We start from the raw sequence: 14638 nt of genomic DNA, 5'->3' as shown, positions 1-14638 counted from the left end.
ATCGGAAAATGTCCCCTTATTTACCCCGAAATGAGCTCCAATCTGCATTTAACCGGAAAATCTCCGCTTACTTTACTTTTGCTGATTACTCGATTAAGGACAAGACATCGTATTTAAAAGGGAGTTAGTTTTATCTCAGAAATCCAAGAAAACCTCATTTTGATGCATGACCGGGAACAGAAAAAAACCTCTTCTCAAATTTCAAGAAGAGGTTTTTTTGAATTTGTTTATTGAATCCATGCTCCGTCTTTGCCGATTTTGTACGTTCCGATTGTTGTGTTTGCTGCCATATGGCCATCGGTGTACAGGAAGTACCATTTCTTGCTGACTAGGACCCAGCCGGTTTGCATAGCGCCGCTAGTATTTAGGAAATACCATTTGCCGCTGACTTTTACCCAGCCGGTTTGCATGGCACCGTTAGCAGACAAGAAGTACCATTTTCCACCGGATAGTACCCATGAATTTGATTTCATGACACCATTCGCATCAACAAAGTACCACTTACCTCCAGAAAGTACCCAGTCATTGGTTTTCATAACACCATTAGCGTCCATGAAGTACCACTTACCACTGGATAGTACCCAGGCATTAGTTTTCATAACACCTTTTGCATCAAGGAAGTACCATTTACCACCATAAAGTACCCAAGCATTTGTTTTCATGACACCATTCGCATCGACGAAATACATTTTTCCGTTGGTAGAAATCCAAGTATTCTTAGCCATTACTCCGAATGTGCCAAGATAATACCACTTTCCTCCAGATAATACCCATTCATTTATGAGCATTGATCCTTCAGGTCCGAGGTAATACCAATTTTGTTTAGATTGAACCCAAGCATTCGTTTTCAGAATACCATTATTATAGTAATACCAGAGGTCATTTTCTTGATACCAACCATTTTTAACTTCAGGTTCTGGAGTTGTTGTTTCGCTAACCGTTACTTCCGTTGCCGCACTTTCGTTGCCTGCTGCATCTGTTGCGGTAACAGAAATTTTCTTGCCTGCTGCTACTTTTTCAATCGTAATCTCAAATTTACCTTCTGCATCCGCAGTTGCGTTGCCGATTTCTTTGCCATCGACTTTTGCGATAACTTTTGCTCCTGATTCTGCTGTACCTTTGATAACTAAGTCAGCGTCAGTTACTTGGTTTACCACTGGTGCTGCAGGTGCTGTTTTATCCATCGTAAACGTAACTGTTGTTGTATTTCCTGCTGCATCGGTTACCACTAATGTGTGGGTGCCATCTGCACTTACAACCGTTCCGCTTGTGAATGCTACTCCATCTAATGTCGCTGTTCCTTTATCAAAGGACACCGTGACATCTTTGTTGTAGAGTCCATTGTTTTCTACGCCTGTTACTTTTGGTGCTGTTTTATCAATCGTAAACGTAACCGTTGTTTTATTTCCTGCTCCATCGGTTACCACTAATGTGTGGCTGCCTTCTGCACTTACAACTGTTCCGCTTGTGAATGCTACTCCATCTAATGTCGCTGTTCCTTTATCAAAGGAAACTGTGACATCTTTGTTGTAGATTCCATTGTTTTCTACTCCTGTTACTTTTGGTGCTGTTTTATCAATCGTAAACGTAACTGTTGTTTTGTTTCCTGCTGCGTCTGTTACCACTAAAGTGTGGCTGCCTTCTGCACTTACAACTGTTCCGCTTGTGAATGCTACTCCATCTAATGTCGCTGTCCCTTTATCAAAAGAAACCGTGACATCTTTGTTGTAGATTCCATTGTTTTCTACTCCAGTTACTTTTGGTGCTGTTTTATCAATCTTAAACGTAACCGTTGTTTTATTTCCTGCTGCATCGGTTACCACTAATGTGTGGCTGCCTTCTGCACTTACAACCGTTCCGCTTGTGAACGCTACTCCATCTAATGTCGCTGTCCCTTTATCAAAAGAAACCGTGACATCTTTGTTGTAGATTCCATTGTTTTCTACTCCTGTTACTTTTGGTGCTGTTTTATCAATCTTAAACGTAACCGTTGTTGTGTTTCCTGCTGAATTTGTTACCACTAGTGTGTAACTGCCTTCTTCTGAAACTACGGTTCCACTTGTAAAGACTTTTCCATTTAATGTAGCAGTACCCTTATCAAAGGTGATGGTAACATCCTTATTGTAAATTCCGTTATCCTCAACACCTGTTACGACTGGGCTTGTAGTATCAGGAGCAACTGTTCCAACTAACTCCCTTGTATCACGAACACGGATACGGTCGCCTTCACTAAATTTACCAGATAAACCGACTGCTTCAAGCGTGTCACCGACCTTGAGACTTGGAACTGGAACTCCGCTTAGTTTTGCGACATAGCCATCTGTGAACACTAATACATCGCCAGAACCGTCGTTAATGATATATGAATTATCATCATAAATAGAAACGACTTTCCCGCTTACTTTCACAAGACTTCCTTGGTATGCATCGGAAATGGATTCCTTTGTGCTGACCAATTTCGGCTCAACTTCCGGACCAGTTCCAAGTTTTACAACACTTTCTGCAAAACTGCCGAACTCTAATTCTAAGTTATTTTCAAACGTTTTAATGTGTCCGTAAATTCGAACTTTGTCACCGTTTTGCAAGCTTCCTGCTGGTACATCGTTAAAGGCCATAATACCGCCAGTACTATCTTGAATATATACTGCATCAAAGAATACCGTTGTTGTTACAGTTCCTTCGACAACAACATTGGTTCCTTCTGCTAATTTACGTGCATCGCCAATTGATTTCACTTTTGGTTCAAGTTGTGATAACCAGTTGACAACATTGACTGCAAATTGAGCATTTCCTTTTGGACTAAAGGTTTGATCAATTTGTTTGTCATTAAAGATATTCATTCCAGATACAACGACTCTTCCTTTTCCAAGCTCTTCGGATGCAATTATTGGAATAATCGATCCCCCTGTGACTTGATCCAATGCTGGACCGTTTTTCCCATTCGACGTCTGGACGTTATAGGATACAGAATCGGCTTTGATACTTGGGCTATCTTGGAATGTTGATTCATTTCCTCGTGCCAAAATTGTTACGGTACTGCTATCTGTTAATGCAACCTTATTACCTGTTCCATCATTTTTAGCAAGACTTGAACCACTATAGTATTCAATAGTAGGAACAAAATCTGTTAATGCGTTTCTAACAGGTGTCGGGTGTAATCTTACAGAGAAATTAGAAGTTAACGGTGTACTCCAGAAGTTACCTTCTTTCGTTTCGTCAAATACTCCATCGTTGTTAACAGCGATTGTTGAACCAACTTCTGATAGGATTGTGTTTAGATTTTGGTTCGATCCACCGAAATTACTCTTTTCTGTCATTAGTAGTGAACCGCCATCAGCGACAAACTTTTTAATAGCAGCTATTTCATTTGCTGAGTAAGCAGATGTTGGGTGTGAAATCATAAATACATTAACATTTTTTAACACTTGATCACTAAGTGTTGTTGAATTTTCAACAACCGTATATCCTTGCTGCTTCATTAAGGTAGTGAATAATTTCAGGTTATCTTTGTATGTTCCCAGATCACCTTTTGTATTTTCATTACCGTGAGTACCATCAATCATAATTGTTTTGCCTAATGGTGCTTTAATAACAAAGCTTTGTTCAAAACTATTATCGCCTAGGTCATGACTGTCTGCAGAAAGAACAACAATGATATTGTGGGTTCCCGCAACTGGATTGTTCCAGACGACACTTGCATTACCTGAAGCATTTGCTGTAAGTGAGTCAATTCCAGCGTCAGCAATAAAGTGTGCCGCATCAATACTATCATAATAGAACTTTGCTTTTATTTTGCTTACCGTTACACTTCCGAGGTTACTAACTCCTGCAGTAAGAGTTGTTGGTACACCGCCAATAATCGCACCATCCGGTGTACTAATATTACTTACATTAACTGCTACAGCCTTTTCTTGAGACCAGATTGGCGCAGAGTAAATTTGATCGCCGTCTTTTTGTGTAACTTTAACGACAAACCATTGTTGTCCACCAGCTACAGTTACACTTGGGTTCCAATTAATAGAAGTCGTATCATCCTTCGGAATATATTTATCTATAACCCTCCCGCGATTTGTGATCAATTCAACCTTTGCAATTGCATCATTGGAAGGTGTTTTAATATAGCTATAATCTGGGTCAGACGCTTTCTCTAAAACAGGATCGCTGCCTTCAATGTGGAAATCCAACGTGTCAGTGTCCACAGTTGATCCCATATAGAAACCACTTGCAGATACATCTAACTTGAAGTTCGGATCTTCACTCATATAGACGCGCATTTTCTTCATCGCTTCAAGCAAGGAATCTGTTGTTAGTTTCTCAGCTACGATGACCGTACGTTTTTTCGTTTGTCCCCATGTGGCATCATGGTTGTCCTCACCGTAAGTTGGTGCTACATGCCAGCCGATATCAAGGGCGCTGTAGTACTTATCTTCAGCATTTGCGTATGAATACATTCCTGATCCGTTTCCAACTTCAAGCATTGTGAACAGCTTGTCGACTTTTTTGTCATACGGAATAAAATTATCGAACGCATTCGCTGACATCTTCGGATGATTGAACTGAGCGACGATATCATCGTAAGTGATTGCCCAGCTGTAATAATTTTGTAGCTTTTGATAGGCTCCACCATCAACAACACGGTCAATAAAGTTGTCTGTACCGAAAACGTTAGAGTGTCCCCATGTCGTCGAAGTCATTTCAAAGCCAGGGAATACAACAAATTTATCGTCTTTTGTATATTGTTTCGCTAAATCTTTTGTTAATTGCCAATCACTGCCGCCAGTACGTTCTTTCATACCTTTGTGATCGACTGTATCTTTATTTACTAGGCTCGCATCGATATCATGTGAGTGATCGGAGAAAGCATAGTAGTCATAATGATATTTCTGAGCCGCTAAGATTGATGCTTCAGGTGAACCAGCCGCATCATGGGAAATGTTCGTGTGGTTATGCGTTGTACCACGGTAGTGGTTTCCACCTACAAATCGTTTAGCCACAGTGAATTTCCACGAGAACTCAGAACGGTTTCCAAGATTATCTTTAACGGAAATAACGACAGTGTGCTCGCCTTCCGTTAATTCTTCTGCTTTTGTTAAAACTAACTTGATTTCAGTCGCACTCTTGATTGCTTTTGCTGAATAATCCTTGCCATCAATGGCTATTGATGCTGATTGTGCATCAACACCACTGGCATCTTCCAATTTCACTGAAATGGTAGGGTAACGAGAATCAATTACATCTCCATTTGCCGGTGTAGGATTTGAGATAACCGGGCCATCTGTTTTGGCAACAACATTTACCATGTTTGGCTCTGCTGCATTACCGACAGATTTTTTGCCTTCAGCACTAATAGCTTCAATATAATAGAAGAATTTATCTGTTGTCACATCTGCCTTTAAAATTTTTCCGTTATAGTTGCGGCCATCAGCACTGTTCATACTCACTTGTTTGTAGCTTGAATCAGCTTCACCTTTGTAATAAAGCGTTACTGAATCAGCATTTTTTGCCACCGCAGTAAAAGGAACATCGAAACCAGAGTATGCTTTCGTTAATGGCGTATGTGCTAATGACAATTGGCCTTTCACCGTCGAAGCAAGGAGATAATAGCCGCTTGTAAACGGAGCTATTTTCTTATATTGGCCAACGATTCCTGTGAAAGCATAGCTTGAACCTTGTTCAATATCGTCAATCGACCCTTGAATACGAACAATCGCTAAATGATCACCTGATTCATCACTTACTGTCACATCATAATCCGGACCATTTGTCGGGATGTTTGTTACTTTTCCAACAAATGTAACGTATTTACTTTCATTTGTTTCATTCACTGCATCAATTGTAATGTGCTCTGGTGCAGGTACCGTGTCGTCGCCAACATACTTAATTGCTGTTGGAATGAACTGTGTCATCCCTGCGTTAAAGACAACGCGTCCATCAATCTTGTACTTAGCTCCTGCTTTAATCGGAGCTGCTGGGTCGAGCTTATTCACGACATTGATCGCGCCGGTAGCATCTTGAAGATTAAAGTTAGTTTTTACATTTCCAGCTGGGTTGTTATTACCGTTTACTACCCCTTCAATTGTTGTTGTGTAGCCAACATTGATTGGAAAACCTTTAGCATCATTTTTTCGTAATTCACTTAATGCAATAACAGTCTTAGCTGAACCGGCAGCATCAATTCTTGCAAAGCTGCTTTCTAGTGCTGTTGGCTGTGTTGTATCTGTATGAGTCAAGTAAACTACTGAACTATTATTTGTAAAGCTCATTGTGAAAGAACCATCAGCAGCTGCTGTTGCTTCTTGTTGCTTTGTTACCTTACCACCGTTCTCCACATATGCTTTTACTGTAGCTGCAGCCGGAACTGAACCAGATTTACCAATAACTGTTCCAGTACCGTTGTCATTTGTAAACGTAATTTTTGCAGCATCAGGAGAAAGCATAAACTTGGAGTTACGAACGAACATTTCCTCAGAAGTTTCTCCACCTGATGGTTTATTAAACGTAAAATCTTTAGATGGATCTTTCGTAAACCAACCATTACCCATTCCAACCGCCGTACGCGGGTCTGAACCAATATCCGTCTTCCGGATAATCGTTCCGGCTTTCATCGTTGCATCTGAAATTGGGCTTCCCCAGTATAATGGATTTTTAAAAGTTCCTGTTCCATCTGTATAGGCTAATAAATCAATCGCATCCGGATCATCGACACCCGTCACAGCTGTTTTCTTCTGAGCTAGAACTAAAGCTCCACCCGCTGAACCGCTAGGATTTAATGTCGTTGTTACGTCCGGCTTTACAGGAAGGTCTATTCCAGTTGCTCCTGTCGACCCTGCCACTAGGAAGTAGCCATGGGCTTTAATCGTACCGGATAATGCTTGGCCTGCACCGAAGCTCATGCTTGATGCTGAAGTATAAGCGACTGACCAGCCAGTTAAATCGATATCTTTATCTGTATTATTGTAAAGCTCGAAAAACTTAGTTTTGTAAAATGCACCACTGTTTCCACCATTAACGTAAAGTTGGCTGAATACAACGTCTCCAGGTGAAAATTTCTTTGGTTCCTCTTTCGGACCTGTGTAGTTTACAGAAACCCTGTCACTTGGATCTTTGCCTGTTTCTTGCGCAGTAATGTTGACTACTGATTTAGATAGTGGGTTTGCAATTGTGAAGCTAAATGCCCCATCTGCACCCGCAGTGGCAGTTGCTACCACATTGTTATCGTCAAAATAAAGTTTAACTGTCGCTCCATTGGCCACTGCGCCTGCTGCACCTGTAACACTTGTATAGGTAGCATAGGTAATTTTTGAGGCTATCGGTGCTGCTGTTTTTTGAATAATTGGATCTGGATCCGGGTTTGGATTAGGGTCTGGATCTGGAGTGGATTCAGACGGCACACCAGAAACTACAATGTCACCAATGCGGTTAGTACCAGTTCCAGCAACTGTACCATTGCTAATAGAAGTTTCTGAAGCCTTTAACCATCTAACAAAAATAAGATCCTTGTTATCTGCATCACCAGGTAACGAAACATTCGTTGTCACCCAAGTACTAGCGGCTGGAATTGTTACCGTACCATTTTCAACATCTTTCCAGTTAGCACCATCTAAACTATATTGAATTTTAAAATCCTTTGGTCCTGTACCAGAACCATATTGTTTAGATGATAAAGTAATATTCTTATAACCGTTTGTTGAAAAAGGAACTTGCCAATATGATGGATTGTTTGTCCAAGTATTTGCGTTTGGAACGCTAATACCTGAAGTAGGTCCAGCATTATAACCGGTTATTGTTGCACCGGAAATGGATAATTGTTTGTCAAGGTTTACCTCTACTCCATCAGTTGCTGTTAAATTATTGCCCTTACTAAAATCCCACTTTGCTAGAGTAACAGGATCTGTTGCTGCTTTTGCCATGTTTGGATTAACCATTGATAACAACATTAATGCCGTTAAACAAAGGCTTACCCATTTCTTGTACTTTCTAATAAATCCGTACACCTATGACATTCCTCCTAAAAAAAGTTTTTATTAAAGCGCTTACACCATTATTATAAAAGTTAACCTTTCATTTGGATAATGGTAATGAATACCTACTATTCCAGCAACCACCTCTTTTTATTAGTAGTTCATTGCTCTTACAATTTTATTATGAATTTCGATTCAATTCTACAAAATTCTACAAATTTTACAAACTATTTATATTTATTTACAATTCATATGATATAGTTACTGTGATTCCTTAATAAATAACACATTTTCCGGAGGTATTTTATCATGAGTGCTAACCCGCTAGGCATAGATATTTTGTCGAAACGACGGAAATATTGTCGCTTTTTGCTCTTGTTAATCATTCCCATCGCGGTTTTTTTATCTACTATTCAGATTGCCGAAGCCCATGCCTATAGTGCTAGTTTTACCACTTTACAGCTGACAAAATCGGAATCAAAAATGACGTATGAGATCGATGAAGTTTCTGTAATTGAATTAGCAGGTGGAGATGTTAATAAAAATGGAATGTTAGAACCAGAGGAATTTGAAGCAATTAAAGATAAAATTGTATCAGTTTTAAAAGAAAATATTAATTTAAAAATAGATGGTCAGCAACAAGATTGGACTAATCTAAACGAAATTAGTTTAAACCGAAAAGGTGATGAGACTCAACTCCGTATTGTGGTTTTATTTCCCGCAATTACTACTTCTCAATCCATATCATTTACTGATAATCTATATCTAAATGATAAAAACGCAAACTATGTTGATCTATTAAAGGTTAATTATGGAAATCAAAATAGCACAGCGGCCCTTTCAGGAAGTAATCGCACTTGGTCCATGATCTTAAGTGAAAATGATTCCGCTGCCAATCATTCAGGAGATAAAAACGGAACTCCTAAGCAGGAAGGACAAGCTAATAAGCCTGCAGAAACACAGTCTTCTTCAACGTCCGGCTGGCTTTCATTTATGAAGCTAGGGATAAACCATATCCTTGAAGGATATGACCATATACTATTTCTTCTGTCACTCTTAATCGCTAGACAAAGCTTTAAGCAGATTGCGACAGTCATCACTGCTTTTACTATTGCACATAGCTTAACATTAACCTTGACCGTTTTAGGAATCATTAATATTCCGCCAAGCTTTGTGGAGCCTGCCATTGCCATTAGTATCTGTTATGTTGCCTTGGAAAATATTTTCCGCAAAAAGGTTAACTACAGATGGGTATTAACTTTTCTCTTCGGACTTATACACGGAATGGGATTTGCCGATATATTAACGGAGATGCATATCCCTAAGAGTGAATTAGCCATTGACCTGGCTAGCTTCAATATCGGAATTGAAATAATCCAACTATTAATAGTCGTCCTTTTATTACCGTTATTAACTCTGTTACACCGATCTAAATATTCACGGAAGGCAATTATCACGATCTCAAGTATTGCATTTCTTCTAGGTGGATTTTGGTTAATCGAGCGGTTACTATCTTAAAATCAAGGAGTTGTATCCTTTGAGAAATACAGCTATTAAAAAAAGCACACCTGTCAAATCAAATTCTCATCTGCTTTTTATTTTGAGTTTAGTGATCATCGGAATTTTATATGTTTTATCTGCTTATGACTCTAGTTCAATCGTAACGAGCCCTAAGTTGCAAATGTTTAAAATGATATTAATAAGCATTATTATTGAAGCGATGCCCTTTATCTTAATCGGCGTTTTTGTCTCGGCCATCCTTCAAGTGTTTGTAACAGATCAAATGATTCGGAAATTCATTCCAAGAAATCCGTTTTTAGGAATTATTGCTGCAAGTGTGCTGGGGATCATCTTTCCCATTTGCGAATGTGGTATGGTCCCAGCTATTCGTAAATTAATAAAAAAAGGGATGCCATTATATGTTGCCACAACGTTTATCTTGGTTGGACCCATTCTAAATCCAATTGTATTTTTATCAACATTAACTGCTTTTCGCAATCAGCCGGCGATCGCCTTTTATCGAATGGGACTAGCTTTTGTTGTTGCACTTATTGTAGGTTTGATTGTCTACAAATTTGTTAAATCAAACCAATTACGCGAACAATTAACGCATCCGAAAAATAATGATAGGGAAAATGATGAAAAGCATGTACATCATCATCACCACCATGTTAGTTCCCAGAAGCCAGTAAAAAATAAATTAATTGAAGTAATGGGTCATACAGTTAGTGAATTTTTCGATATGGGGAAGTATTTAGTGTTTGGTTCAATTATTGTTGCCTTATTGCAAGTTTTTGTATCACAAAACAGCTTGATAGCGGTAGGAAACAGCGGACCGATCGCCAATTTAGTGATGATGGGACTTGGATTTATCCTATCTCTTTGTTCCACATCAGATGCCTTTGTTGCCCAATCTCTTCAAACTATTTTTACGAAAAGCTCATTGATTGGATTTATGGTTTTTGGGCCGATGATCAATATTAAAGGGATTTTAATGATGCTTGCTGTCTTTAGATCTCGTTTTGTTATCTTACTTTGTGCACTCGTAACGATCTTGGTTTTTGTGGGGACAATCGTTTTGCAATTGGCTTTTTAATACCGTTGATTGGAAATACTAAAAAGGTAGTGATTTGATGAAAAACAAAATCAGTTCCACAAATATTCATCACTTTTTGAGGGCAGCCATACTTTTAGGCTTTTCCATTTATATGTTAGTCTTAACATTGACAGGAGATATTCTTCAATTTATTGTCCCGCAGCTTGTTATTTATGTTGATATCGCTGCTTTGGTTCTTATGATTGTTTCTGCTTTTCAATTTTATATTGCATTTCTTTCCTTAAAAAGACCTGTGATTATTTGTGAATGTGGACATGACCATGAACACGACCATGATCATTCTCACCATCACAGCCATTTAGAACATGATGAGAATGTTTTCGGTCATCACCATACACATTTATTTAAAAAATCATTATCGAAAGACATTTTTATCTATAGTTTATTTCTCTTGCCACTTCTTCTCGGGTTCTTATTGCCAAATCAGGCTCAATCCAGTTCACTTGCGGGGAGTAGAGGCATGAATTTAGGTGGTTTAGCTACTCAAAATCAAGCTAAGGGAGCTTTAGTGGAATTAGAAGGTAACGAGGATCCTGCGCTAAAGAAAATGTTTAAAACCAATGTTTATGATAAAGATTATGCCAAACTCGGGATGGTTTTATATAAGCAAGATGTGATTGAGATGAAGGATAAATGGTTCATTGAAAAGCTGCAATCGATGAATAATTTTGTGGATAATTTTCAAAATAAAGAAATTAAAATCAAAGGCTTTATTTATCGTGAAGATGGATTATCGAGTGATCAATTTATTATCGCAAGGATGGGCATGACCCACTGTATAGCCGATATTTCTCCTTTTGGGATTATTGCTGAGGCAGATAGCCCTGACCAATTTGCCAATGATTCTTGGGTTACAATCACTGGGAAAATCAGTAAAACAACATTTAATGGTCAAACCGTCATTAAAATTGATGTAGAAAAAACAGAACCAGCAGCTGCACCAAGTGTTCAATATGTTTATCCAGATTGGGATTTTGGTTCAAAGTTGTAATATGAACTGTTAAGAGGTGTATTGATGCTACTAAAACTAGGAAGTTTATTACTTGTTTTACTAATAACCGGCTATTGTATTCTCCACTTTAATCGTAACAAAGAAAATTTCTCCAAGGCAATTGGAACTGTTACAACATTACTAACAGGATTTTCTACTGCAACAGTTGGCTTTTTGTTGATGCAGATTTCTAATTATAATCTTACTTTAACGATTGTAATTTGTTTTCTAGTTGCTATCGTTTGTGGATTTCTTGTTGGTGGACCTTTTCAAAAGGTCAAAGGGTTAAATGAACTATTATCAGGGCTTATTGGAGCATCAATTGGCTCTACATTAGGATTTTTGACATTTATATCTATAACAGCTTTTCTAATAGTTGATATTCTTTTTGTTCTTTTCATCTTTTTCCTCTTAAAGCTTTTTGATAAACAGATTGTTACCGAACAAAACAAGGAGCGTTCTAAAAAAGGCAAAAACAAGGTTTCTCATGCACCAACTATTACACTTTCATCAATATTTGCTATCTTGCTCTTTATTATTTTTCTAAATCTTAACCAAATTCATGTTGGTGTACTTGGTCAGCCTCAGAAACAAAATGCTGTAATGGACGAAGAGAATGATTTACAGGTTGCAACAATAAATGTAACCCCATCAGGATTTGATCCAAAAAATACAGTTTTAAAAGCAAATACAATGATTAAAGTAAATTTTGTCGTCGACATTCAAGAAGGCAAACAGGTAACATTAGTATCTAACGATTTAAAACTCAATGTTGGATTAAAAAAAGGAAACAACATGGTGCTCTTAGATAACCCACAAATTGGACAGTATCACCTTAAGCTTGAACCGGGCAAATCTGAAGGTTTATTGACTGTAAAAGCCAACAAATAAATTAATTAACTGCAACAAATAAAATGTACCCTATAGAGTAGACACTTAAAAAAGTCTCCTATAGGGTAGTTTTTTGTTGAAATTTCTTCGAGTTTCGCAATTTATTATCCGAAACACTAGCAAACTATGGTAAAATGAGGCTAAATATGAAAATATGAGGTGATTTTTCTAGATGAAGAAAACTATCGTTCGCACTCTATCGACAACCGCCCTTTTTTCGACGCTGTTCGCCGGGTCCGCCTTCGCCGATAGCTACAAGGTTCAAAAAGGGGACAGCCTATCAAAAATAGCCTCGAAATATAAGACCAGTGTCAATGAAATCAAGGTGCAGAACGGCTTAAAATCCGATCTAATTTATGAAAATCAAATTCTACAAATCGGCTCAGCTCCTGCAACTACAACCGTTACAGCGGTAAAGCAAACCACTTACACAGTTGTCAGCGGTGATGCCTTAATTAAAATTGCCAACCGTTACAATGTGACTGTCGGCGAACTGCAGCAGTGGAATAATCTGAGCGGGACATTGATTCTTGTTGGACAAGTCCTGAAGGTATCAGCTCCCGGCCAAACCGTGACCGTGACTGCGCCGAAACCGGCAGCTCCGGCACCTGCAGCGCCCGTGACGCCGCCAGCAACCGCGCCGTCCCAGCAGGCATCTACGAGTGAGTATACCGTCAAGAGCGGCGACAGCTTGAGCAAAATCGGCGTCCAATATGGAATGACCGTCCAGCAGCTGAAGACGCTGAATAACCTAAAATCCGATATGATTTATGTCGGGCAGAAATTGAAGATTAACGGACAGACGGCTGCGGCGACAAAACCGGCTGCACCGCCTGCACAAACTGATTTTGCATCCAAGGCGGTTACGACTGCGAAGAGTTTAATCGGCACTCCTTATGTTTGGGGCGGCAGCACTCTCTCCGGCTTCGACTGCAGCGGGTTCATTTATTACGTCGCGAACCAGGCCGGCACGAAAATCGGCCGTTATTCCGCAGCAGGCTATTATGACCGCAGCTACTATGTCGACAAACCGCAAGCCGGTGACCTCGTATTTTTTGAAAATACATACACAAAAGGAATCTCCCACGTCGGTTTTTATCTCGGCGGCGACCAATTCATCCACGCCGACGAAAAGTACGGCATCATGATTTCCAATCTAAAAAGCCCCTACTATACCGCCCACTTCGCGGCATTTAAGAGGCTCTATTAAAAGCTTAAGCCAGTCTTCTATTAAAGAAGACTGGTTTTTTTTATTTTACATGATTAAAAGAGTGCTAGATTGGTAATAATACTAGTAGATCATAAATCGAGGAGGAATAAAGGATGGAGGAAAATAAATTGTTATTATCAGAATTTGCGAATGAAGATGGCTTCGACCTGAACACCTACTTAACCCATTTGTTTGATTATTTGTCTCGGGACACGGGGACAGGCACCACATCCCACTAAAAGTGGGACGGAGTGCCTGTCCTCTTGTCACTTAGGTCAATGCTTTTGGATTTGGGCCGTATTGGTTATCACCCGGCTGGCTATCGGTACAGGTAAAGACAAGGAAGACGATGCCGCCAACAAACGGAACCCAGTTAATTAACATCCACCAGCCGCTTCTTCCGGTATCGTGGAGTCTGCGAACTGTGACAGCTAAAGATGGTAAGATAGTAGCAAAAACATAAATGATACCGACTATTGCAATTGAATCTGAGGCTTCCTTAAAAAATATAAAAATAATGGTAATAATGGTATTAACAATAGTAAACATCCAATATTCCTGACGCCTTGCCCTCCCTTGAAATCCGACGTAATTCTGCAAAGCCTTCAAATACCACTGCATAAAAAAAATCCCCCTGAAAAATAAAATAACGGCTTACATTTTATAACTTTTTTAGTATAGCACCTGACATTTAAGCTGTATATTGGAATTTTTTAAAAATTAAATCAGACAGAAATTGACTTTTCCTTTCGAAAACCGCCATAAAGAGGCCATCTTTTAGGTTCATTAAGACCTAAGTAAAGTCGGAAAAATGTTTTGGCTACTTTTTTGAGTGTTTTGGCTACTTTTCAGGGGCTTTTGGCTATTTTTTTGGATTAAGTCCGTATAATTGTGTAAAAAGAAAAGAGTCATTTTTATCCTACTTGGCTACAATGTTTAACAACCACGATAAACATAGAAAAGAGGAA

The 14638-nt window shown here is 39.0% G+C and carries 8 protein-coding genes; 6 read left to right on the top strand and 2 right to left on the bottom strand.

Going from position 1 to position 14638, the window contains the following annotated elements:
- Positions 1-227: 227 nt before the first annotated feature.
- Positions 228-7994, bottom strand: coding sequence for a DUF4350 domain-containing protein (locus ACIQCO_RS24845; RefSeq protein ID WP_400434306.1), 7767 nt, complete (start codon positions 7992-7994; stop codon positions 228-230).
- A 276-nt stretch (positions 7995-8270) separates the two neighbouring features.
- Here ACIQCO_RS24845 and ACIQCO_RS24840 point away from each other — a divergent pair, with 276 nt between their 5' ends.
- The 6 genes from ACIQCO_RS24840 (at position 8271) to ACIQCO_RS24815 (ending at position 13909) form a co-directional block, all read left to right on the top strand.
- The gene (locus ACIQCO_RS24840) at positions 8271-9479 is read left to right on the top strand and encodes a HupE/UreJ family protein (RefSeq protein ID WP_400434303.1); all 1209 of its coding nucleotides are present in this window, start codon (positions 8271-8273) and stop codon (positions 9477-9479) included.
- Between the two features lie 19 nt (positions 9480-9498).
- Positions 9499-10557: a permease gene (locus tag ACIQCO_RS24835; RefSeq protein WP_400434300.1), complete on the top strand. Its 1059-nt coding sequence runs from the start codon at positions 9499-9501 to the stop codon at positions 10555-10557.
- A 37-nt stretch (positions 10558-10594) separates the two neighbouring features.
- Positions 10595-11569: a TIGR03943 family putative permease subunit gene (locus tag ACIQCO_RS24830; RefSeq protein WP_400434297.1), complete on the top strand. Its 975-nt coding sequence runs from the start codon at positions 10595-10597 to the stop codon at positions 11567-11569.
- Positions 11570-11593: 24 nt separating this feature from the next.
- The gene (locus ACIQCO_RS24825) at positions 11594-12460 is read left to right on the top strand and encodes a hypothetical protein (RefSeq protein ID WP_400434294.1); all 867 of its coding nucleotides are present in this window, start codon (positions 11594-11596) and stop codon (positions 12458-12460) included.
- A gap of 172 nt (positions 12461-12632) precedes the next feature.
- Positions 12633-13670 (top strand): C40 family peptidase, encoded by a 1038-nt coding sequence (locus ACIQCO_RS24820; protein WP_400434291.1) that lies wholly within the window; start codon positions 12633-12635, stop codon positions 13668-13670.
- A gap of 113 nt (positions 13671-13783) precedes the next feature.
- Positions 13784-13909, top strand: a complete 126-nt coding sequence (locus tag ACIQCO_RS24815; protein WP_400434288.1) for a hypothetical protein — start codon at positions 13784-13786, stop codon at positions 13907-13909.
- 31 nt (positions 13910-13940) lie between these two features.
- Here ACIQCO_RS24815 and ACIQCO_RS24810 read toward each other — a convergent pair whose 3' ends face one another.
- Positions 13941-14291: a DUF805 domain-containing protein gene (locus tag ACIQCO_RS24810; protein WP_400434285.1), complete on the bottom strand. Its 351-nt coding sequence runs from the start codon at positions 14289-14291 to the stop codon at positions 13941-13943.
- Between the last annotated feature and the right edge of the window lie 347 nt (positions 14292-14638).

It is taken from the genome of Neobacillus sp. NPDC093127 (assembly GCF_044754175.1).
Lineage (GTDB): Bacteria > Bacillota > Bacilli > Bacillales > Cytobacillaceae > Neobacillus.
The sequence above is the reverse complement of the archived record's forward strand: the minus strand, read 5'-3'. Positions and strand labels throughout refer to the sequence as shown.

What these genes read in the sequence shown, in the direction of transcription:
- ACIQCO_RS24815 (WP_400434288.1), top strand. Translation starts at nt 13,784, where the DNA reads ATGGAGGAAAATAAATTGTTATTATCAGAATTTGCGAATGAAGATGGC.
- ACIQCO_RS24830 (WP_400434297.1), top strand. Translation starts at nt 10,595, where the DNA reads ATGAAAAACAAAATCAGTTCCACAAATATTCATCACTTTTTGAGGGCA.
- ACIQCO_RS24810 (WP_400434285.1), bottom strand. Translation starts at nt 14,291, where the DNA reads ATGCAGTGGTATTTGAAGGCTTTGCAGAATTACGTCGGATTTCAAGGG.
- ACIQCO_RS24820 (WP_400434291.1), top strand. Translation starts at nt 12,633, where the DNA reads ATGAAGAAAACTATCGTTCGCACTCTATCGACAACCGCCCTTTTTTCG.
- ACIQCO_RS24840 (WP_400434303.1), top strand. Translation starts at nt 8,271, where the DNA reads ATGAGTGCTAACCCGCTAGGCATAGATATTTTGTCGAAACGACGGAAA.
- ACIQCO_RS24825 (WP_400434294.1), top strand. Translation starts at nt 11,594, where the DNA reads ATGCTACTAAAACTAGGAAGTTTATTACTTGTTTTACTAATAACCGGC.